22 protein-coding genes and 1 tRNA gene are annotated in these 21,587 nt (G+C 67.3%); 20 read left to right on the top strand and 3 right to left on the bottom strand.

Annotation, left to right across the window (positions count from 1 at the left end):
- Nucleotides 1–800: 800 nt before the first annotated feature.
- Both ABZS61_RS10405 and ABZS61_RS10400 read left to right on the top strand, forming a co-directional pair.
- On the top strand, nucleotides 801–1,610 hold the full coding sequence (locus ABZS61_RS10405; RefSeq protein WP_356417744.1) for an ATP-binding protein: 810 nt from the start codon (nucleotides 801–803) through the stop codon (nucleotides 1,608–1,610).
- Nucleotides 1,611–1,928: 318 nt separating this feature from the next.
- Entirely contained in the window at nucleotides 1,929–3,860 is a 1,932-nt protein-coding gene (locus tag ABZS61_RS10400; RefSeq protein WP_356417743.1) for a S8 family peptidase, read from the top strand.
- Nucleotides 3,861–4,006: 146 nt separating this feature from the next.
- Here ABZS61_RS10400 and ABZS61_RS10395 read toward each other — a convergent pair whose 3' ends face one another.
- Entirely contained in the window at nucleotides 4,007–4,549 is a 543-nt protein-coding gene (locus tag ABZS61_RS10395) for a GNAT family N-acetyltransferase (protein WP_356417742.1), read from the bottom strand.
- Entirely contained in the window at nucleotides 4,546–5,319 is a 774-nt protein-coding gene (locus ABZS61_RS10390; protein ID WP_356417741.1) for a GntR family transcriptional regulator, read from the bottom strand. Before ABZS61_RS10390 ends, ABZS61_RS10395 begins: the two co-directional genes overlap by 4 nt.
- A gap of 488 nt (nucleotides 5,320–5,807) precedes the next feature.
- Here ABZS61_RS10390 and ABZS61_RS10385 point away from each other — a divergent pair, with 488 nt between their 5' ends.
- The 14 genes from ABZS61_RS10385 to ABZS61_RS10320 all read left to right on the top strand — a co-directional run bounded on the left by ABZS61_RS10385 (nucleotide 5,808) and on the right by ABZS61_RS10320 (nucleotide 17,215).
- Nucleotides 5,808–5,957 carry a hypothetical protein gene (locus tag ABZS61_RS10385; protein WP_356417740.1) on the top strand — a complete coding sequence of 50 codons (150 nt, stop codon included), beginning with the start codon at nucleotides 5,808–5,810 and terminating at the stop codon, nucleotides 5,955–5,957.
- Nucleotides 5,958–6,075: 118 nt separating this feature from the next.
- Complete coding sequence (locus ABZS61_RS10380) at nucleotides 6,076–6,384, top strand: hypothetical protein (RefSeq protein WP_356417739.1); 309 nt, start codon at nucleotides 6,076–6,078, stop codon at nucleotides 6,382–6,384.
- Nucleotides 6,381–6,668 (top strand): DUF6303 family protein, encoded by a 288-nt coding sequence (locus tag ABZS61_RS10375; protein WP_356417738.1) that lies wholly within the window; start codon nucleotides 6,381–6,383, stop codon nucleotides 6,666–6,668. Before ABZS61_RS10380 ends, ABZS61_RS10375 begins: the two co-directional genes overlap by 4 nt.
- Nucleotides 6,665–7,669, top strand: a complete 1,005-nt coding sequence (locus ABZS61_RS10370) for a DUF2637 domain-containing protein (protein ID WP_356417737.1) — start codon at nucleotides 6,665–6,667, stop codon at nucleotides 7,667–7,669. The genes ABZS61_RS10375 and ABZS61_RS10370 overlap by 4 nt, the downstream gene beginning before the upstream one ends.
- Nucleotides 7,666–8,004 carry an RRQRL motif-containing zinc-binding protein gene (locus ABZS61_RS10365; protein ID WP_356417736.1) on the top strand — a complete coding sequence of 113 codons (339 nt, stop codon included), beginning with the start codon at nucleotides 7,666–7,668 and terminating at the stop codon, nucleotides 8,002–8,004. Before ABZS61_RS10370 ends, ABZS61_RS10365 begins: the two co-directional genes overlap by 4 nt.
- A gap of 73 nt (nucleotides 8,005–8,077) precedes the next feature.
- Nucleotides 8,078–9,649 carry a hypothetical protein gene (locus ABZS61_RS10360; RefSeq protein WP_356417735.1) on the top strand — a complete coding sequence of 524 codons (1,572 nt, stop codon included), beginning with the start codon at nucleotides 8,078–8,080 and terminating at the stop codon, nucleotides 9,647–9,649.
- 1 nt (nucleotide 9,650) lies between these two features.
- The gene (locus ABZS61_RS10355) at nucleotides 9,651–11,738 is read left to right on the top strand and encodes a hypothetical protein (protein WP_356417734.1); all 2,088 of its coding nucleotides are present in this window, start codon (nucleotides 9,651–9,653) and stop codon (nucleotides 11,736–11,738) included.
- Nucleotides 11,739–11,927: 189 nt separating this feature from the next.
- Entirely contained in the window at nucleotides 11,928–12,395 is a 468-nt protein-coding gene (locus ABZS61_RS10350) for a hypothetical protein (protein ID WP_356417733.1), read from the top strand.
- A gap of 84 nt (nucleotides 12,396–12,479) precedes the next feature.
- Entirely contained in the window at nucleotides 12,480–13,205 is a 726-nt protein-coding gene (locus tag ABZS61_RS10345; RefSeq protein ID WP_356417732.1) for a DNA methylase, read from the top strand.
- A complete protein-coding gene (locus ABZS61_RS10340) occupies nucleotides 13,202–14,092 on the top strand; it encodes a bifunctional DNA primase/polymerase (protein WP_356417731.1) in 891 nt (296 codons plus the stop codon). Before ABZS61_RS10345 ends, ABZS61_RS10340 begins: the two co-directional genes overlap by 4 nt.
- Nucleotides 14,089–14,439: a hypothetical protein gene (locus ABZS61_RS10335; RefSeq protein WP_356417730.1), complete on the top strand. Its 351-nt coding sequence runs from the start codon at nucleotides 14,089–14,091 to the stop codon at nucleotides 14,437–14,439. Before ABZS61_RS10340 ends, ABZS61_RS10335 begins: the two co-directional genes overlap by 4 nt.
- The gene (locus ABZS61_RS10330) at nucleotides 14,436–15,695 is read left to right on the top strand and encodes a DUF3631 domain-containing protein (protein WP_356417729.1); all 1,260 of its coding nucleotides are present in this window, start codon (nucleotides 14,436–14,438) and stop codon (nucleotides 15,693–15,695) included. The genes ABZS61_RS10335 and ABZS61_RS10330 overlap by 4 nt, the downstream gene beginning before the upstream one ends.
- A gap of 174 nt (nucleotides 15,696–15,869) precedes the next feature.
- Nucleotides 15,870–16,067 (top strand): helix-turn-helix domain-containing protein, encoded by a 198-nt coding sequence (locus tag ABZS61_RS10325; RefSeq protein ID WP_356417728.1) that lies wholly within the window; start codon nucleotides 15,870–15,872, stop codon nucleotides 16,065–16,067.
- Complete coding sequence (locus ABZS61_RS10320) at nucleotides 16,067–17,215, top strand: tyrosine-type recombinase/integrase (protein ID WP_356417727.1); 1,149 nt, start codon at nucleotides 16,067–16,069, stop codon at nucleotides 17,213–17,215. The genes ABZS61_RS10325 and ABZS61_RS10320 overlap by 1 nt, the downstream gene beginning before the upstream one ends.
- 66 nt (nucleotides 17,216–17,281) lie before the next feature.
- Here the strand turns inward: ABZS61_RS10320 and ABZS61_RS10315 are convergent.
- Nucleotides 17,282–17,357, bottom strand: a tRNA-Arg gene (locus tag ABZS61_RS10315).
- 572 nt (nucleotides 17,358–17,929) lie between these two features.
- Between ABZS61_RS10315 and ABZS61_RS10310 the strand changes: the two genes are divergently transcribed.
- From ABZS61_RS10310 to ABZS61_RS10295, 4 genes are all read left to right on the top strand, one after another.
- The gene (locus tag ABZS61_RS10310) at nucleotides 17,930–18,511 is read left to right on the top strand and encodes a hypothetical protein (protein ID WP_356417726.1); all 582 of its coding nucleotides are present in this window, start codon (nucleotides 17,930–17,932) and stop codon (nucleotides 18,509–18,511) included.
- 399 nt (nucleotides 18,512–18,910) lie between these two features.
- The gene (gene fxsA / locus ABZS61_RS10305) at nucleotides 18,911–19,129 is read left to right on the top strand and encodes an FxSxx-COOH cyclophane-containing RiPP peptide (protein WP_329210061.1); all 219 of its coding nucleotides are present in this window, start codon (nucleotides 18,911–18,913) and stop codon (nucleotides 19,127–19,129) included.
- A complete protein-coding gene (locus ABZS61_RS10300) occupies nucleotides 19,126–20,430 on the top strand; it encodes a radical SAM protein (RefSeq protein ID WP_356417725.1) in 1,305 nt (434 codons plus the stop codon). Before fxsA ends, ABZS61_RS10300 begins: the two co-directional genes overlap by 4 nt.
- 8 nt (nucleotides 20,431–20,438) lie before the next feature.
- Nucleotides 20,439–21,500, top strand: coding sequence for an HEXXH motif-containing putative peptide modification protein (locus ABZS61_RS10295; protein ID WP_356417724.1), 1,062 nt, complete (start codon nucleotides 20,439–20,441; stop codon nucleotides 21,498–21,500).
- Nucleotides 21,501–21,587: the final 87 nt, after the last annotated feature.

Here is a 21,587-nt window from a genome sequence, read left to right as displayed (position 1 = left end):
TGCCGTCAGAGGCTGCCGTCACGGCCTCTTCGTCCCGAACGCGATCAGCGGCCTTCTTGTCCTCCCCCAACCATCTCGTTGGCCTGGCAGTTGGTCGTGGGTGTCGTCCGTGGACGTCCAGTGCCGTCTTAAGCCGTTCTTGCTCGTTGGCCCCCGTTTGGCCCCCAGAGTTCGTCAATCGTAGGGGCGCTTCGCTCCGGCTGTCGCTGGGAGCCGCGCCGTGAGTCCCAATGCTCAGTGGGGCCGGGCAGGTCGGTCTCTGGGCCCTGCCACGACCTGGTTGTCGCTGACGACTCAATCGGCTGCGGTCATGGCGGGATCGACCTCCGGAGAGGGCAGGGTCCACGCGACAGCCTCACTAGCGCGTCTCACTGCTGAGATTGTCAGTGGCACCCGCGAGACTGGTCTTATGCCGCACGTGTGGACTAATCTGTCGCGCGTGGAGAGTGATTAGTCCACCAGGAGCTACTGTGGGAGCCATGCTAGAGAAGGCAACTATCCAAGCAGTGGACGAATATGCGCAGTATGAGAAGGATCTAGTCCATCTAGCTCGCGTCGCGATGGCTGGGCGAGCACAAGACGTACAGACGCTTGTGCAGCGCATGGCGAGGCGGTACCAGCAAAAGAATGCGTCCCTGGCTGACTCCTTGCGGGATCTCCTCCGCTCGGCGCCTGGCCCTTCCTCGCCCATGAGGGGCTTGGGTAACGCAGCGTCCGTCCCCCTCGACGGCGACAGCCGACTCCCCTTGATCCGCGCCGATCAGCTAGGGCCGGCAGTACCCCCCGTCCTGGCGCCGCACGTGAAGACCCAGATCGAGCAGCTGCGCGATGAGCACAGGGCCGCCGAGCGCCTTGCCAGGTCCGGTCTAACTCCCAGCCGCGCGGGGCTCTTCACGGGGCCGCCAGGTGTGGGTAAAACACTGGCTGCGCGCTGGCTAGCCAGTGAACTCAGGCTTCCACTGCTAGTCCTTGATCTTTCCTCGGTCATGAGTAGCTACCTGGGACGTACGGGCGGGAACATTCGGAAGGTACTTGACTACGCCAAGTCAAGCCCATCGGTCCTCTTGCTGGATGAACTCGATACGGTCGCCAAACGGCGTGATGACGCTGCCGAGGTGGGAGAACTCAAGCGCCTGGTCACGGTGCTTCTGCAGGAGATCGACGATTGGCCCGCAACTTCTCTCCTGCTCGCCGCAACCAATCATGGTGACCTCCTGGACCCGGCGGTGTGGAGGCGCTTCGATGTGGTTGTCAACTTCCCCCTTCCTGGCCCCGTTGAGCTGGAGGAAGCGCTGCGCCATTACTGCGGTGACGAGCCACTCGAGGGCATCGGGTTCTTGGTTCGCGTGCTGACTGGCTCGTCGTTTGCTGATGCCGAGCGCCTAGTAATGTCCGGGCGCCGAAGGGCTGCCCTCACTGGCGAACGCTTGTTCGAAGTGTTGCTGCAGCTGGGGCACGATCGTCTTCGGCACCTTGATCAAGCCGAACGCCTTCATATTGCCCTTGATCTGGTGCACGATGGGGAGCTATCACAGAGGAGAGCGAGCGAACTGACCGGCGTTAGTCGCGACACTATCCGCCGCCACCAGCGCGAAAGGCAGCCAGACTAATTTTAATCAGGGGGGACAATGTCTGGAGAGCGTAATTTCCTTCTGGGGCACGGTGAGCGACTCGTGTCCCCAGTCCAAGTGCGACCTGGTGGAGGAGAAACAAAGTATCCCTATTCGCCAGATGAAGCTTGGGAACGCCTACGGCCCCAATTGGAAGTAGCCGTTCGTGATCTAGACGCACTTCCCTCGGAAGCCTGCCCCAACGATAAAGCCGTGGGAATTGTTACACTTCACCCACAGTTTATCGCGAAGGTGCATCACCCAGGCGTTTTCCTCAGGGAATCCGGGCTTGCATATATCGGGTCGCGTGGGGCCATCGTGACTCCCGACAAGTGGACACGCCAGGGTGAGCCGGCAGCCTTGGAAACTACAGAGCTCTTTGTCGCCGGAAAGCGATCGAATTTCCATGCCCTCCTGGAGCGCTGGGGCGATGGGCGAGGGATCCCAGACAACTCACAAATTCGAGTGGTTGAATGCCTCCGGGCTCCGTCGGTCACGGACAAGAAGCGCGGCACGAGGGAAGTTGCGCAAGGGGAAATGCTTTTCGAGGTAGGCCTGCACCTGCCAAGCTCTGATAGCGAGAAGATTCTTAGTTCGTTCGAACACTACGCAGAAACTTGCGGCGCGCACGCGGATATGGATCGCAGAATCCCGGTGGCGGGACTGGTTTTTATGCCGGTTAGCGCATCTCGGGATGAGCTTGACAGGCTCAGCAAATTCGCGTTTTTGCGGGTAGTTCGCCCGATGCCAAAGCTTCGGACAATGCACCCTGTTGAACGCAGCATGATCGTCCATGACGTGCCAGCGGCACCGCTCCCCGCGGAAGGCCCGATCGATTCGTCGATTCGTATGGCAATTTTTGATGGAGGATTGCCTCGTGATAGCCCAATGTCTCAGTGGGCTAAATCATTTGATTCTGCGGGCGTAGGGCCGGAAGTGGCCGAATGCCTCGGCCATGGCCATATGGTTACGTCTGCGGCATTGTTTGGCAGCCTGAAGCCAGGGGAAGCAGCGCCACGACCGTTTAATAGCATTGACCACTATCGAATTCTGGATGGTCAAGAGGAAGAGTCGTATTCCCTCTACAACACTCTCGAACGAATTCGAGATGTATTGGAAGAGAAAAACTACGACTTTGTGAACCTTAGTCTGGGTCCTGAGCTCACCATCGAAGACGACGAGGTGCACCCGTGGACGGCTGTTCTCGACGAGTACCTGTCTGACGGACAGACATTCCTCTCCGTGGCTGCAGGGAATAATGGCCAGGCGGACCGGCTTTCTGGGAATGCGCGCATCCAGATCCCTTCGGACTGCGTTAACGCTTTGGCCGTCGGATCGGCTACTAGCAACCGTGCAAATTGGGACCGGGCAGAGTACAGCGCCATGGGTCCCGGACGTTCGCCTGGCATGGTGAAGCCGGATTTGCTGAGCTTCGGTGGGTCAAGCTACGAACCATTCCACTTTGCGTCACGTGCAAGTGGCGGAAAGCTGGAATCAGCTATGGGGACTAGTTTCGCTTCTCCTGCCGCGCTGAGAATGGCGGCAGGAATCAGGGCGCACTTCGGTGGTCACATTAAGCCCTTGGCTCTTAGGGCGCTTCTGGTGCATTGCGCAAACAGGGGCGATGTGCCAATCGAGGAAGCAGGGTGGGGGCGCATTCCTGATGAGATCGAGGAATTTGTGGTGTGTCCCGATAATTCGGTTCGAATCCTTTACCAAGGTTCGATCGAAGCCGGGCAAAGTGTGCGCATGGCCATCCCGTTCCCTGAAGAGGTGACTGAGGGAATGGTCACTGTGAGCGCTACATACTGCATCAGTAGTGCTACAGATTCACGCACGCCCAGCACTTATACCGGAAGCGCAATCGAGCCGGTGTTTCGTCCTCATGCGGAAAAGTTCAGCAGAGAAGACAGTATTCATGCTGCCACCAGGTCATTTTTTCAGGATGGTGACTACATTCCTGAAGACGCACTCAGGAAGCGTGCGCATAAGTGGGAGACTACGAAGCATAAGTCAATCAATCTTCGAGCTTCATCCTTGCTTCGCCCAGTGTTCGACGTAAGACATGTCTCACGTGTTGAATTGATGGCTGGGGAACAGAGAGAGAAGACGGATTACGCCCTGGTCATCTCTTTGTCGACCACTAAGGATTCCGATATTTACAATAAGGTAGTGCGGGCTTACAGCGGCAGCCTGGAGATTCTGCAGCCGCAGGTGGACGTACCGATCGCCGTGCGTCCTCAGCGTTAACACTGCGGCTAATCTGCCTCCTGACCCGTTCAGAACTCTCAGCCCTAGCTCGGCAGAATCAGAGCTAGGGCTGGGGCCACCAAAGCAGAGATTCTTCGGTGCTGCAGGGCGACGTCCGGGCGCAGGTGATTCGGTGACTTGAGGCGTCAGACGGCGACGTCTAGGAACCCGTGGTCAGTTGGCGCCGCCGGACGTTGTGCAAGCCACCCGGACACTCGCGGCCCGCCGTTCACTGCGCCGCCCTCGCGGACGGTACGGACGTGCTCGAACCCGTGCAGGAGGTAGTAGCGCTGTAGCGGTTCGTTCGTTGTCCACGCGTCGAGGCGGAGCCATTCTCCTCCGCCTCGATAGGTGCGGTCGCACGCCCAATTGAGCACCTGGCCTCCCAGGTCCTGACCGGAGTGTGTCCGACCCACAGTCAGCTTGGTGACGAAGAGGGATGGCTCAGCCAACTCCTCGTCCGTCCACAAGCCCTCTTCCGCCTCCGGCGAGAGGGTGATGGTGGCGGCGGTGACGTCGCCGTCCATGACCATGAAGACGGAACCCGCCTCGATGGCGGCGGCGAGCCGCTCGGTGGGGTAGGGGCGTTGCCACTGATCGCTTCCAAGGCGCGAGAGCCAAGCCGCAGCCTCCTCGCGAAAGGCGATGAGTGTGGCGACGTCGCCTGGGCGGGCTGGTGTGATGTTCACTGAGAATCGATCTCGTTTCGGGCCGACTGGTCGCCGATCTCGTAGTTCATCCGGTTCAGGTCGCCCCGGAACGTCGTGATGGTGCAGCGGATGGGGCGCTCTGCCGAGTACCCCGTGCGCATCCAGAGCAGTACGGGTACTCCCGCGCCGATCTCCAACAGGCGTGCCTCGTCTGGCGTCGGCATGCGGGTCGAGATCTCGTCGAAGTACCCCACCTGCTCGGTCCCGCGTGCGGCGAGGTAGCGCGTGGTGCCCTCCTCGATGTCGCCGGGCTCGGCAAGTCTGGGAGCCTCGTCTGCGAGCCAGGCGGGGTAGTACGTGGCCTGAGTCGACCACGGCACGTCATCGACGTACCGATGGCAGAACCGCAGGACCGCACGGGACTGAGCATCTACCTTCAGCCGCTCTGCGACTTCGGCCGGCGCAGGCAGGATTTCGACCCGGAACATCTGGTGGGGCCGTCGGCCCGCGGCGGTTACGTCGGTGCTGTACGCGTCACCGTTTTGCGGGAAGTCCAGGTTCTCGAACCGTGAGGCGTTCAGCTCGAAAACTTCATGCTTGGACACCTCGTACCCAAGCCCCTGGCTTGAGGAGACAAGGCCCTGCGTTACCAGCAAACCGAGTCCGGACCGCACGGTGTTCCGCGACGCGTCGAAGCGAGCTGACAACTCGCTCTCCGAAGGAAGGCGGGACCCAGGCGGGTAGGTCCCGTTGTCGATCTCGCGGCGGAGGGCATCCGCGACTTGCCGGTACTTCGGCTGCTTGCTCATTCCCCCATGATGGCGCACTCGCTCAACTTGTTGGTACATGTGGACCTCAATCGCTTGACTCCTGACGGTCCGTGGGTGCACCATCACTGCATCAACTTGTACCAACAAGTTGAGCAAGCGGTGCAGCTCCGATAAGAGTGCCTGCTTGGGCGTTACTCCTCGGCCTTCGGGCTGTGGATTGCACGACCCAGGAGCCCTGCACTGGCCGGGGGGAGGGTGCCGGACAGCCGTTCGCCGAGAGGCGGGCGGTCCCTTGTCAGTCCGGACGGCAGGTCTCTGCCTACAGCGGGGCCCTAGCGACCTGTTCCTTCAAACGGCAGGCGCGTCCCCGGAAGAGACCACCTGAACTACTAAACGCCGCAGCTCACGCTGCGACCGGTTGCCTCCTCCGCCCGTCCGGCCCGTTCTGCGGGCTGTACGGGCGGGGCTGAGGGGAGCCGCCGGGGCATCCGGCCGGGTCCACCCCTTCCACCTCATGAGGAGTTCGCATGTCCGGCAAGCAGCCGAAGAGCACGTCGACCGACCTCACCACTCCCAAAGCCGTCGCCCGGAGCCAGAAGGTCTACGACCGGATCACCTCCGGCAAGTGCAAGAACGCCGTCGCCGAGCTGAACGCCACCCACGGCAAGCGCGGCTGACCCGTCCACTTCCGGGCTGCCTGCCATGGCGGGCAGCCCGCCCCATGACGGCGCGGCCCCGGTGTCTCACCACCGGGGCCGCTTTTGGGCCGTCCACCGTCAAAGGAGAACACGACCCATGAAGATGATCGTTGCTGGTCGCGAGCCTGTTACCGCGACTGAGTTCATTGAGCTGGCTCTGGGGATCGATCTGGAGCTGTTCACCGGTTCGGCCACGGAGTCCGCGGTGGAGCGGGCTGCGCGGTTGGACGTTGCTCACGAGGTCCTCGCGGACCTGCGGGAGAGCGACCCGGAGACCGCGGCTTACGCCGCGTCGCTGCTGCGGACGCTGCCGATGAAGTCGCAGCCCACCGGCCGGCGCCCGCGCCGCAGGGCCCGCCGTCCGGCCGCGACGGGCATCACCGCCGGTCCGGCGGTGGCCGCATGAAGACGTTCACCGCGCAGATGTCCAACCGTGGTGGCCGGTGGCGTCTGTACGTCGTGCTGATGGACGTTCCGGTGTCGCAGTGGCCGGAGCATGACTTCGGTCCTACGCCCGTCGTGCCCACGGTGGGTGAGCGTTCACGGGTGCTCGCCGCACTCGGGTTCGTGTTCACGGATGGCGCCGAGTGGGAGTGGACGGAGTACGGCAAGACGAACGGCGACGACGCGTCGCCGGTGCGGCTGCTGGCTTCGATCCGGGTGCGTTCACGGGACGGGGGCATGCCGTGAACAGCGTTCAGATCCGTTCAGCGGAAAGGGCACTGTCCGTCGGGACGTGGCTGATCGTGGCCGGAGCGATGCTCTTCTCCATCCTCACAGTGACCCCGCTCATGGAGCGCCACACCCCCGTCGGATGGAAGTGGACCGCCCCCATCCTGCCCCTCGTAGTCGATGCCGCGGTTGTCATCGTGGTCCGGCTCGATGCCGTCCTGGCCCGTCTCGGTGGGCACGGCGGCAGGTGGCCGGTGGTCCTGCGGTGGATGACCGGCTGCATGACACTGGCCCTGAACGTGGCCGACTCCGCGTTGAAGAAGGAGCTGGTCGGCGTGGCCGTGCACGCGGTCGCCCCGCTCCTGCTCATCGTCACCGCGGAGACGGGTCTCGCCTACCGGCAGGCCATTACCGCCGCGCTGACCGCTCAGGAGGCCCGGCAGAAAGCCGAGCAGGCAGAGCGCGAGCAGGCAGCCACCCAGCGCCGTGAGGCGGCCGAGCGCCGGGACCGTGAGGATCGCGAACACGCGGCCCAGTTGGTACGTGAACAGCGCGACCATGAAGCCCTGCTCACCCGTGAACAGACAGCGCGGGAGGACGCTGCGCGACGTGAGGAGCGCGAGCGGGCCGAGGCCCGGGAGCGTGCCGAGCAGGAGACTCGTGAACGCCGTGAACGTGAGCGTGAACAGCAGCAGGTCGAGCGTGAACGCCTCGAACTAGAGGCGGCCCAACGCCGTGCTGGAGCGCGCCGGGAGCACGAGGAGCGTGAACGCCGTGAGCAGGCCGAGCGGCAGGAGCGCGCCGAGCGTGAACGGGCCGCGCTCCTGGCGGCCGGCCCCGCCACGGAGAAGCAATCCGAGGAGAAGGCCCGGGCAACCGCCCGGTCCGCGTTCGAAGCAGGGCTTGCGGTGCGGGCCGCGGCCGAGCTGACCGGCTGGTCGATCGGCTGGATCTCTGCCCGCTACCAGGAACTGCGCGACGACTCCACAGCCCGGGCGCTTGAGGGCGCGAGCCAGTGAGTTCCCTGCCGGTCTACCGGTGGCGCCTCGCGCCGCCCGGCTACGCAACCTTCCGGCAGCTCCGTGCCCAAGGTCTGCGGCCGGGCGGGCAGGACGTCGCCGCCGTGCTCGAACGTCCTCGGAAGCGCCGGGGCCCCTTGGTCGCCTACCTCTACCGCGTCGACCGTGCCAAGCCAGTACGGCCAATGACTCCGGCCCGGTGGGCGGCACTGGGCAAGGCGAATGCCGCTCAGCAAGTCTGCTCGAACTGCCGCCAGGACGCCGGTTATCGCATCCCGCCTTCGCTCGGCATGTGCGTGACCTGCGCCTACCCCGAAGAACAGTGCGCCGCCTGAAAGTTCGCAGGGCCCGGCCCTCACCACCACAGATCCGGCCGGGCCCCTAACTCCGTGAAGGAGTGCACTCAGCATGACCGACACCACCATCACCCCGGTAGTGGCCCCCGCGGCTGCACCGGACATCCCCGCCCCGATCCTCGAGCAGAGGCCCGCACCGGCCACGGCTGAGGTGGAGCACACCCCGGGCGGCTGGCCGGTCGTCCCGCTCGCGGTGACCGGCACCAACGCCACCACCTCCCTGCTCGCCGCAGCAGCCTTGGTTGGAGGCCCGGCCGCCCTGGCCCTCGCCGCCACCGGCGCCGTCGTTCTCGGCACGGCCGCAGCGACCCGCAAGCACCGCGCCAACAAGAAATCCCCCAAGCCCACCGGCCGAACGTCGCGCGCTGCGGCCGGAACCGGATCGGCCGGCCGGAACGCCCGTCACGGCGCATCCGGTCGGGTGCCGGGCCAGACCCGTAACGGCAACGCCGGCACCAGTAAGACCGCAGGCCGCGGCCGAGGAAAGTCCGGCCGAAGCGCTGCCGGTTCCCTGCTGGGGACGGGCAAGGCGAGCCGACAGAAGAACGGCCCCGGCAGCCCCGGAACGACGCCGACTAAGCACGGATCTGCTGGAGCTCCGGGCCAGTCTCGGGGTCGTGCGGGGCAGGTCAAGGCGTTGCGGGACTCGGCCCGCAAGTCGCCCCCGTCGCGGGCCGCCCGCCGGTCCGCGACCGCTGGGGCACGGCGCTCCCTCGCGGATGCCCGCCGGGGTGCCAAGACGGCGGCCCGGTCGGCGTCCATGGCTCGTAAGGGTCCGATCGGCCGGTCCGTGAGCAAGGCCGCGGGCAGGATCGGTGCCGTCAAGGGCAGGGCGATCGAGCGCAACCGACAGGCACGCGACCAGCGGACCGCCCGGCAGGTCGCTGCTCAGCGGGGCGACGTGCGTAAGGCACCGGCCAGGAAGAAGGCCCGCAAGGCCCTGTGGCGTTCCGCGGCGCGGTTTCAGGGGCGCCGACTGTTCGCCGCGCTGCTCGCCGGAGCTCTCGGACTGGTCGGGATGGTGAGCACCCCGCTGGGTCGGAAGCTCCGTTGGGCCTGGCTGCAGTACCCCGGGCGCCGCCTCTACGCCCGGATGACCCGCACCGCCGGAGAGCAGCGCAACGACCGGGATGACGCCATACGCGCCGCCCTGCAGGACGACGAAGCCGCCGCCGACCAGGAGGCGACCGAGGACACCGACCAGATCAGCGACACGGCACAGCGCCCCGCGGGGCTGACGCCGGCAGCACCCACCACCAGTGCGAGTGAGGGAGAGAACGTGTCTGGCTTCCGGTTCGAGGAGTACGCCGCGGAAATGGAGTCCGCGGCAGGTCAGTACGACCCCGAGGACGCCATGGAGATCCTGGCCATGGTCGAAGGGCTCCCGGCCGCGCTCACCAGCGTGGCGAATGTGATGCGGGTCCTGGCCGAGCGGGCCGACTCGGAGTTCCCGCTGGAGAAGGCAGTCGCGGACGGCTTCAACGACATCTTCGGCGCCCTCATGGCCGCCGTCGCCGTCGCCGAGGACATGGGCCCGCTGTTCCGCCAGTCCCACGAACAGGACATCGCCCGCCACGAGGACCCGCGCAACGGATCCGAAGCCGAGAAGGGATGGAACGTCTGACATGACCACCACCACACAGGCCAGCACCGGGCCGGTGTGGGACTGGGCTGCCGGTCACGGACCCGTGACCGGCGCCCTGTCCGCCACCACCGGATGCCTCGCCGTCGCCACCACCGGAGCAGCCACCGGCATGCCCGCGGGCTGGGTCCTCACGGTCGGCGCGGCCGGGGCGATCGGCCACACCATCAGCAGCCTGCGCGAACGCCTGGCCGCCCGCACCATCGCCATGCGCTCCGCATCCTGGCTGGTTGGCGCCGGATGGACCACCTGGGCCATGACCACCGGTCCCCTCACCTGGGCCGCCCTCGGATCGCTCGCCACGATCGGCGTCGGCATCGGTGCCGCCGCCCGCTCCACCCTCCTCTACGAAGAGGCCCGCGAGCTGGAAGCCATCGCCGCCGATGAACGCCAGGTCAACCGTGAACTGTCTGCCGAACGTCGCGCGATCGCCGCGCAGTGGGTGGACCGCGTGCAGCGGGTCTGCAACATCACGCTGCGGGTCCTCGCGGTGGAGATCTGGCCCACCGGTACCGGGTTCACGATCGACGCCGAACTTCCCCCGGGCGGCACCACGTACGACCGGATCGCGCAGCACTCCGCCGCGCTGTCTGCGGATGCGAGGCTGCCTCACGGCTGCACCGCGGTTGCCTCGCAGGGCATCCACCAGGGCCGGGTGTTGATCGATGTGACCACGGTCAACGTGCTCTCCGAGGAGCGTACTTACCCGTCGAACTACAGCCCGTTGTCGATCTACACCGGGATCCCGTGGGGGTACCGCACCAATGCCGAAGAGATCTGCGTGTTCCTGCGCGAGCAGTGCGCGCTGGTCGTCGGCCCCACCGGGTCCGGGAAGACCAACATGGTCCACGTCATCCTGGCCGGGTTCGCCCGCACCACCAACGTGCTCACCTGGGTGATCGACCTCAACGCCGGATCGGCCGGCCTGCCCTGGGTCCGCCCCGCCCTCGACACCAACGGAGCCCCCGTCGAAGGGGTCCGGCCCGGCATTGACTGGCTGGCCTCCACCTACGAGGAGGCTGTACTGATGCTCGATGCGGCCCTGGCAATCGGGCTGCGCCGGAAGGTCGCCTATCAGGACCTCATGGCAGAGCGGAACACCGACCAGCTCCCCATCAGCGCGAAGATCCCCCAGATCATGCTGGTCGTCGACGAGGGTGCGGAGATCCTGACCAGCACCGACCGGTCCATGAAGGAACTCGCGAAGAAGATCCTCGAAGTGATCCGGATGCTGCGCGCCATGGGCGTGCGCACCGTGCTCACCGCGCTGGGTGCGACCGGGTCTGTGCTCGGCAACCTGATGATCCGCCGCGAAGCCAAGGCCCGGGTCTGCCTCACCGGTGGTGAGGTGGAAGGCATGGACCTCAGCAAGGTCTTCCCCGGGGCCCGCGGGCTCCGCGTCGACCAGGCTCCGTTCAAGGGGGCAGGGTTCATGGGGACGCCGGAGTCTGCGGCGGCCCTGTTCAAGAACTGGCGGATCCTGCCCAACCAGATCCGCGACATCGTCCACGCCACCACCGACATGCACCCCACCCTGGACGACGTGTCCACCAAGGCCGCGGGCAGCGCCTACGCCTCCCGGTGGGATCCGGAGCGCACGGCATGGATGCGGGACACCGCCACCACCTCGGCAGCCGCAACCGAGCAGGCCGGTCCACCCGCTACGGGCGGACTGAACCTCTCCGCGCTGCGGACCGGTCAGGAGTCGCCGGAGGAGGCGTTGGCCCGGAAGTTCCGCGAGCAGATCGACGCAGAGTTCGCGACGTTCTCACAGCCCGGAACGAACACCGACCAGCCAGCCACGGGCGGGCTGAACCTGTCCGCGCTCCAGAGCGAGGACAACGCCGCCCGGCAGGCCGCCCTCGGCCTGCTGCTCGCCGCCGGGCCGGAGGGAACCGGGGCGTCGGCGATCGCCCGTGCACTCGCCGAGGAGCACGGAACGACCCGGCAGACGGTGGTCGGCTGGCTCAAGACGTGGACCGAGGACGGCACCGCCGTCCGAGTCGGCGCCGGTACCAAAGCCCGCTACGTCCACCGCCACCACGCCCCCGACAGCCCCGCCGAGGGCTGACCGCTTGTCGCTTGTCGTCATCGGTTCGAGAAGGGCCCTGGATGACTCCGTGCGGGCCGGAAACGGCTTGTGACCTGCAAGGCGACAAGCGACAAGACAAGACAAGCGACAAGCGACACGACAAGCCAGCACGGGCGACACCCCCCTCACATCCCGGGGTGTCGCCCGCGCTGCTGAAGGAGCCCCGTCGTGCATGAGACCGCGTACGAGATCACCACCCTCACCCCCCAGCAGCCCACCGGACACCCCGCGATGCTGCCCCACGAGATCCCGCCCGGAGTGCAGATGGTCACCCTCCCCGGCGGCATCCGCACCCTCGCCTACACCCCGACCCAAGCCCCGCCCCCGCCGCCCGTTCCGGTCTCACAGCCGATACCGACATGGGCCAAGACCACCGCCCTGCTCACGCCGACGATCGGCGGGGGCGTCGCCGCCGCGGGCATCGGAATCTCCTACGCAGCCCCGGGACTGATCGCCATGAGCCAAGCCCTCTGGGCCGCCGTTGCCCTCATCGCCGCCGCAGCCGTAGGCGTCCCGATGCTCCTGCGGCTCGGCCGCACTGCGGCCGGCACCGGCCGGAGCACGATGCACATCACCCAGAACATCAGCGCGAGCGGCATGTTCGGCAAAGCCAACGGCACCATCAACCACCGCTGACGAAGGCGGCCCCCGAACTCACGCCAATGAAAACGGGGCCGCCCTCTTCCAGCACCTCACTCATGAGAACTGGAGACATCCAGCATGACTCAACCTGTCCCGATCCGGCGAGACCCGGGCCACCGGCCCCGCTTACTGGATCTCTTCTGCTGCGCCGGCGGCGCAGCCATGGGCTACCACCGAGCAGGGTTCGAGGTGACCGGCGTGGACATCGCCGACCGCCCGAACTACCCCTTCACCTTCCACCGGGCCGACGCCCTCGAATACCTCGCCGCCCTGATCGCGTCCGGCGAGATTCGGCAGTTCACGGCGGTGCACACCTCCCCTCCTTGCCAGGGCAAGTGCGCACTGACTGTGGGCACTAACGCGTCACAGGGGTGGGGCGGCACCCACGAGGACCTCGTAGCACCCACCCGCGAACTCCTGGACGCATCCGGTCTCCCGTACGTGATCGAGCAGCCCAACGGCCGGGCCGAGATCCGCAAAGACCTGTGGTTGTGCGGGGAGATGTTCCACCTCGGAGTACTGCGCCACCGCAACTTCGAACTGGGCCACTGGAGCACTTCGCAGCCGGCGCACCCGAAGCACCGCGGCTACGTGCGCGGCCACCGGCACGGCATCTACCGCGAAGGGCCCTACGTCGCTCCGTACGGCAAGGGTGGGGGCAAGGCGACGGTCCCGGAGATGCAGCAGGCCATGGGCATTACCTGGACCGACATTCGCGAGGAACTGACCGAGGCCATTCCACCCGCTTTCACCCAGTGGATCGGAACCGCGTTCCTGGCTCGCACCATGGAGGTGGCGGCATGAGCACACACCTTCTGACCGCAGCCTTGGACGCGGCCGAGCGTGACTGGGCGGTGTTCCCTCTACGTCCCGGCGGCAAGCCGCCGGCCCTGCACGGAGAGGCATCCTGCCCCCGCACCGGGGACTGCGCTGTTGGCCACCGCAAGTGGGAGCAGCGCGCCACCACCGACCCCGACCGCATCCACCGGGCATGGGCTGCGGGCCGGTTCAACATCGGTATCGCGACCGGCCCGTCCGGGCTGATCGTCGTCGATCTGGACATGCCCAAACCCAACAGCAGTGCGGACACGCCTTGCGGCGTGACGACCTTCAAGGCGCTCTGCGAGCGCGCCGGCCAGACCGTCCCGACCACCTACCGGGTGCGGACCGCGAGCGGTGGAGAACACCGGTACTTCACCGCCCCGGTCGGAATCCGGCTCGGCAACACCGCCGGGTTCCTCGCTCCACCGATCGACACCCGGGCCTGGGGTGGCTATGTCGTCGCCCCCGGGAGCACCGTCAACGGGGGGGCGTACGAGGTGCTCGACTCCGCCCCTGTCGCACCGCTGCCCGGATGGCTGCTGGACGCTCTCAAGCCCGTAGAGCGCCCCACAGAGCCCCTCCGGCTGTCCCAGCCGAAGAGGGGCAGCCGAGCGGCGGAGACCGCGCTGGAACGGGAAACCGCCCTCGTGGCAGGCACCGCCGAGGGCAACCGTGAAGCCCAACTCTTCAAGAGCGCCCGCAAGGTGGCCCGCTTCGTCGGATGGGGCGACCTCACACGCCACCAAGTAGAAGAGGCATTTCAGAGGGCAGGTGAGGCGGCCGGACTCCCGGCATCCCAGTGCCGCGCCACCCTGCGCAGCGTCCTGAACTGGTCCCAGCGCACCTGCCGGCCCCGGGAGACAACATGAGCCCTCGGTCGACCCCTCCTCTGAAATGCCCGCCCTCCACCCCTACCGGTCCCGGCATCGCCGAACCGGCCCTGGGTGCATCCGGCAGTGGTGCGCCGAGGGCCGTCGCCGAAGGCGTCCCCGTTGCTGTTCTCACTGACCTGCGCATGGTCACCGTGACCGGCATCCAGCCCGGTCTGAGCCTGCGTGGGCTCGACCGCAACGAGATCCCCGTCGCCGACTGGCTGTGCACCTGCGGCCACCACGAACGCGCCCAGGGACGGCGCGCCGTCATCGAGCTGAACACCCGCGCAACCGTCGGTCACTGCCCCCACACCACTACCCAGACCAGGAGGACCGCCGCATGACCGCGACGCTCACCCCGCCCATCGACGGTGCTGCCCTCCTCGACGAGGTGGAAGCCTTCCACCGTCGGTTCAACGTGTTCCCCACCGAACACGCCTACGTCGCCGTAGCCCTGTGGGACGCGCACGCCCACCTGATGGACGCTCTCGACGGCACCGCCCGCATCGCCTTCCTCAGCCCTGAACCCGGCTCCGGGAAGTCACGAGCCCTGGAGATCATCGAAACCCTCACCCCCCGCGCGGCGACCACCGTCAATGCCTCCGCGAACGCTCTGTTCCGGCTTGTCTCCGCAGACGAGGGAACACCCACCCTTCTCTTCGACGAGATCGACACCGTTTTCGGGCCCAAGGCGGGCGGGAACGAGGAAGTCCGCGGCTTCCTCAACTCCGGCTATCGGCGCGGGGCCAAGTCCCTGCGCTGCGTCGGAGACGGATCCGAGCAGAAAGCAGCCTTCTTCCCCTCGTTCTGCGCGGTCGCCATGGCCGGACTCGGCTCCCTGCCCGACACGATCCTGACCAGGTCGGTCATCATCCGCATGCGCAAGAAGGCCCCAAACGAGAAGTGCGAGCCCTACCGGCGCCGCGTCCACGAGAAGCAAGGCCACCTCCTCCGGGACCGGCTCGCAGACTGGACTGCCACGCTGCACGACCAGGTTTCCGACGCGTGGCCCGAGATGCCCGAGGGCGTCACGGACCGGCCGGCGGACGTGTGGGAACCGTTGCTCGCGGTCGCCGACGCTGCCGGAGGGCACTGGCCGGGCCGGGCCCGAGTGGCGTGCATCGAGCTCATCAAGTCTGCGGCCAGCAACGACGAAGCTTCCCTCGGTGTGCGGCTGTTGACCGACTTGCGCGACAAGGTGTTCTGCGGCGTCGACAAGATGCCCACCGCGGCCATCCTCGAAGTCCTTCTCTCCCTCGACGACGCTCCCTGGGATGACCTGAGTGAGGACGGGCAGGCCATCAAGCCGCTCACCGCCCGACGGCTGTCCAAGCTCCTGAGCCAGTACGTGCGGCCCGACAACACCCCGATCAAGCCCAAGGGCATCCGGGTGGGCAGCACCACCCCCAAGGGCTACTACGCCGAAGACCTCACCGACGCGTGGAACCGCTACTGCCGCCCCAACCCCCAGGAATCCGCAACATCCGCAACATCCGCAACACCGCAGGTCAACGAGGGTGAATCTGTGGCGGAAGGCCCTTCCGGGACCCGCCACATGTTTGCGGAATCCGCCACACCCACCCTCCGCAGCGTGGTCTGACACCACCCACCCGATAGGTGCCGCCGCGCCCACGTGCGGCGGCACCTATCCGCAACAGAAACAGCATCCGCCACAGATTCAGGCCGCTGACCTGCAATGTTGCGGCGTGGCGGATGTTGCGGATCCCCCAGAGCGAAGAAGGCCCCGGCATTTGCCGTCCTCTTGGAGGCCGTAGTGAGTTCAGTGCTGCCCACCACCCACAGAGCACTCACCGTTCCCGAAGTCATGGAGGCCCTGCGTCTCAGTCGCTTCAAGGTCTACGACCTCATCCGCTCGCGCGAACTCAAGAGCATCACCATCGGCCGAGCCCGCCGTATCCCTGCCGAATCTCTACGCACCTTCATGGAAGCCAAGCTGGAGGAAGCCGCCTGATGGCCCCGAAGAAGAGGAACCCCAACGGCGCCGGCAGCATCTGGCGGCGCAAGGACGGGCGGTATGAAGCCCGCGTCTACGTCCCTCAGTCCGACGGCACCCGCAAGCGCAAGACCGTGTACGGGGCCACCTGGGAGGAATGCGACACCAAGCGGCAGGAGTTGGTTCTGCGCGACCGGCAGGGCATCCCGACCCCCACCAGGTCGGCCAAGCTCTCCGAGTGGCTGCCCTACTGGCTGGAGCACTACGTCCAGTCGCGTCGCAAGCTCAGCACTCTGGACAAGTACGAAGCGCACGTCCGCCTATATCTGATCCCCATGCTCGGCACCAAGCGGCTGGAGACGCTCAGCGTCGCCGACGTGCGCCGGTTCATCGCCCGGGTGCAGGCCGCCCAGACAGCGGCCACGGCGAAGGAAGCCCATCGGGTGCTGCGTACGGCGCTCACGGCGGCGGTCCGCGAGGAACTGATCACGCGCAACGTCGCCTCCCTGGTGGAGCCGCCCCGCGTGAAGCAGCGGGAGATCAGCCCGTGGTCACTGAAGGAGACCCTGTCCTTCCTGGAGGCCGCGCGCCGCGACCCGCTGTATGCCGCGTTCATGCTGGCCATCTGCATGGGACTGCGGCGCGGTGAACTGGTGGGCCTGCGCTGGACGGACGTGGACCTGGACAACCGGGTGCTGCACGTCCGCCACCAGACCCAGCGCCGTCGGGGCACGCTCTACGACGACGACCCCAAGAGCAGGCGCCGCAGGGTCGTGCCGATGCCCGCCCTGTGCGTCGCACCGCTGCGCTGGCACCGGCTGAAGCAGCGGGAGACGTTCGCCGATACGGGCGTCACATGGTCCGAGGGCGGCTACATCTTCGCCACGCGGAACGGCCGGCCGGTGGAGCCGCGGAACGTCTACCGCTCGTTCACGCGGGTTGCTGCCGGTGCCGGTCTGCGGGTGGTCCGGCTTCACGATGCCCGCCACGGCTGCGCCACGCTGCTGACGGCGGCCGGCGTCGCGCCGAGGGTCATCATGGAGATCCTCGGTCACAGCCAGATCAGCATCACGATGGACGTGTACACCCACGTCGTTCACGACACTCAGCGGGAGGCGATCAGCCACATGGACCGCCTGCTCAAGCGCCGTCTGCCGGGTGCCTGAGGCGCGACTGCCGTCAAATGGTGCCGTCAAAAAGGCCCGGACCTTGATCGGTCCGGGCCTTTTCCCTGGTGCCCCCGGCAGGATTCGAACCTGCGACACCCGCTTTAGGAGAGCGGTGCTCTATCCCCTGAGCTACGAAGGCGCGGGACCGGCAGGATGTCTTGCCGAAAATCCAGTAGATGGATCTTCGCCAAGGCTTGCAGGCCCGCTGGTCAGGCGTGGCGAACTGTCTTGTGCGATCTTGCTCGTGCAGACAGGTGGGACGTACCGACGACCGACCAGGGACAGCCTAGCGGATCCGCGTCCGCAGAGGGCTTCTGTATGGAGTTAGCGGCGTCGGAGGTGGGCGGCAGGGGTCTGGCCTGCCGTTTCCTCCGGATTGGCGCGATGCCGCCGCAGGTGGCGAGCGGCTTGGCCGGGGCGGCTCGACTGTTCCGAGGAGCCATCGCTCACGCGATCTTGGGGAGTGGTGACCGGACGCGGATCCTGGCGGGTGATCTTCAGGTCGGCGGGGAACGAGGGCGGGAGCGCCTGCGTGAGCGACGCGGAACGGGCCGAGATCCGGGGTGGATGGGGGACTGGGGTGGGGAGCCGGCATCCCCGGAAGCCTTCACGGCAGTGACCGATCGGGAACGCGCTGATGTCCTCATGCGTGAGTGCGGGCAGGCGCATTCGGCGGGACGTACGAGCATCGAAAGTGAGGCGGAGGTGGCCTTGAGTGAGGAGATCGAGGGCGCGGCCGAGGAGTTCGAGCGTTCGGCGAACCGGCTGCGGAGCGAACTGAGGGCCCTCGCGGCCGCTGTCGCGCCCGGGGTGGAGCCGGCGGTCGAGGAGCGGATTCAGGAGCGGCGCACCACGCGCGGGGCGATGGGCAGCCAGTTCACGGTGACGATGACTCCGGTCGGCGCTTCCTGTACCGCTGCGGCTGCCTCCGACGCCATGGCCGCGGCAGGCTGGTGCTCCTTCGAGACCGGCGAGGGTCCTGGCGGGCCCTCGCTGAAAGCGCGGCGTGACGGGTTCGAGGTGGGTCTCTTCAGCCGGCCGTCCGGTGATCCGGTCATCTGGGGAAAGGCGCCCGTCGTGTGGTTCCACGACCGCTGGATACGTCCCCCTCGCGCGGCCGGGCCGCAGACGTCGGCGCCCGGATACCGGCTGTGCCGCCTGTGTGACGGTTGGGGCACATGCGGCGAATGCGAGGGCTTGGGCTTCGTGGACGGCAGCAGGTGTGTGGAGTGTGGTCTCGCGATGGACTGCTCCTCCTGCGGGGGCAGCGGTCGGGAGCGTCTGGGCAGCTGACCGCTTCGGTGTGTCGTGCCGGCGGCTGCGGGGTGGGTCGAGAGGTGGCGGGATGTGCGGCAGGAAAGTCGGGTCCGTCTATTTCCGGTAATGCGTGGGGCGTAAAGCCATTTGGTCGCTTCCTCTGTTGAATGATTTGACCGGATCGAAAGAAATAACCATAAAAGAACCCTTGGGTCCGCCGCTCGGGTTGTCCGCCGCGCCGGGAGCGAGGCCGGTTCCGAGAGGCTGCTGAATGGGTGTGCGGACCGGGCCGAGGCCCGTCAGCGAGGTGTGGGGCGAGGGGTGTTGGGCCGTCCGTGGTGGGTGTACGGGGACAGGGGCGCGGGCGGGCCGGCACAGGTAAACGATCACTGACGCTCTGTTATATGCTCGCGCGAAAAGCGATGGCAGGGGAGCATGAAGTCAATCAATTCCGCCCCGCTGGTCTCGGTCCTGGCAGATGTCAGCGGGCTGAGTGACGCGGAGCTGGCCGAGCTGCCGGACACCGTATTCGCCGACATGGTGTCGCGGCTCAGGGAAGAAGTGCTCACCCCCTCCAGCGAGCCGGTGTCCGCGTTCACTTCGGCGCTCGACCCTGCGGCCGGGGAACGGGAGCGGACCCGCGAGCGGTCATGACGTTCCGCCAGTTCCTTCTCAAGTTGCATACGCGCTGCAACTTGGCATGCACGTATTGCTACGTGTACGAGGCCGCTGATCAGAGCTGGCGGACGAAGACGCGGCGGATGGAACACCCCACGGTGCGGCAGGTGGCCGCCCGGATCGCCGACTACCGGAGGGCTCCGAGGGGCGGAACAGGTGCGGAGCGGGCCGGTGGACCGATCTCGGTGATTCTGCACGGTGGTGAGCCCCTGCTCGTCGGGCACCGGCATCTCGACGGGACGCTGGAGATTCTGCGCGAGGCGCTGGAAGGCACCGGCGAGGTCGCCTGGGGGATGCAGACCAACGGGGTGCTGCTGGGCCAGGACCCGGAGCTGATGCGGGTGCTGCGCCGGTACGGAGTGCGCGTCGGGGTCAGCCTCGACGGGACGGCCGCGGGCCATGACCGGTACAGGAAGTTCGCCGACGGGCGAGGCAGTCACGGGGCTGTGGCCCGGGCGCTGCGCATCCTCGGCGACCCGGCGAACCGGGAGCTCTTCAGCGGGGTGCTGTGCACCATCGATCTCGACGCCGACCCCGTGGAGACCTACGAGGCGCTGCTCGAGTTCTCGCCGCCGCGGATGGATCTCCTGCTCCCGCACGGCACATGGGACGTTCCTCCGCCGGGCCTTGCTGCACGGCGCGTTCCACCGGGCAGGCCGCCCGGCCCGAGAGATGGCCCGAGAGATGGCCCGAGAGATGGCCCGAGGGACGGCTCGGGAGCCGGAGCGCGGGACGGGGTGCGGGACGGGGTGCGGGACGGTCCGGCGGAGACCCCGTACGCCGACTGGCTCTGTGCCGTCTTCGATCGCTGGTACGGGGCGCCCCGGCGGGAGACCGGAATCCGGCTCTTCGAGGAGTTGATCATGTTGCTGCTGGGCGGCCGGGCGAGCAGCGAGATGGTGGGCAACGGCCCGCTGGATCTCGTCGTCGTGGAGACGGACGGCTCGCTGGAGCTGGCCGACAGCCTGAAGGTGTCCTACGACGGGGCGGCCGCCACTCCGCTGGACGTGTTCCGTGATCCGTTCGCAGTGGCCGAGGCGCATCCGGCCTTCCACGGCCCGGAGCTGCCGCCCGTCTGTTCCTCCTGCCCGCTGGTGGCGGTCTGCGGCGGAGGGCTGTACGCCCACCGGTACAGCCATGGGTCCGGTGATCCGTTCGCGCATCCCACGGTCTACTGCGCGGACATGGCCGCCTTGATCGGGCACATCCGGCGCAGGCTGGAGCGTGATCTGGCCGGGCTGAAGGAGCGCCGGCCGGCCGGTTCGGCGGCCCGGTGAAGGGGCAAGTGGCCGCGCCTGCCCGGCACCTGATTTCGCGCGAGACCTTCCTGGCGCTGGCCCGGGGGCGGGGAGGCGCATCTGCCGTGGCCGTCCTGCGGGCCGGGCAGCTGAGCAAACGCAGGCTGCTGCTGAGTGCGGTGCGCCGGGTCGCGGAAGAGCGTGCGCCGCGTGTGGTGCGGCAGATGCGGCTGGCGGAGACGTACGACCGGATCGAGGAGTTGCGCCAGGAGTCCACGGAGCGGTGGGAGTCGGTGCTCCTCCATCCTTACCTGGACCTGTGGGCGGCCGGTGCTCTGCGCGCGCTGTACGCGGAGACCGGCGGCAGCGAGGCGGACCCCGCGCCGGTCGGGCTGGCCCGGCTGCTGGATCCGGGCGGCCCGGTCCTCCAGGTGGAGTCGAGGGGGCGCTGTCTCACTGTGCGGATCGACGATCGCGGCCCGTACCGGGAGGCGCACGGTGACCCGGTGCCGGGGCCCCTCGACGGCGCGACGGTGCGCCGCTGGGAGGAACTGCTGTCCGATGCCTGGCAGTTGCTCGTCGAGCGACATCCCTGGTACGCCGAGGCCGTCGGCGCCGGGGTGTCCACCCTGGTGCCGCTCCTGCCGAAGCCCGACGGCACGGCGGTGTCCTCGGTGGTGCGACGCGGATACGGCGCGGTGGGCGTGTCCCTGCCCGTCGACGCCGAGAGGCTCGCCCTGGCGCTGGTCCATGAGTTCCTGCACATCCAGCTGGGGGCGCTGCTCGATCTCGTACCGCTGCACGGGCCGGACTCGGGGGCGCGCTATCACGCGCCGTGGCGCACGGATCCGCGCCCTGCGGGGGCTCTGCTTCAGGGAACGTACGCGCATCTCGGGGTCTCGGACTTCTGGCGGGTGGAACGGGGCAGGGGGCGCTGGACCGGGCCGCTGACCCGGAATTTCGCCGAAGGGCAGTACAGCCACTGGCGCGAGCGGACCGCCGAAGCCGCGCGGACTCTTCTGGGCAGCGGTGAACTCACCGACGAAGGAGAGCAGTTCATCGAAGAGCTGGGCCGTACCATCGGCGACTGGGACAGAGATATCGACTGAACGGCGTCCTGCCGGCTCCGTAACGGCACTGTGTACCGTCGAGTTCTGGCCATAACGTGACCGTGGGCACAGTCCGAGTGGCCGCGG

This window comes from Streptomyces sp. NPDC005566 (assembly GCF_040605575.1).
GTDB lineage: Bacteria > Actinomycetota > Actinomycetes > Streptomycetales > Streptomycetaceae > Streptomyces.
This window is presented reverse-complemented; position numbering and strand designations above follow the sequence as displayed.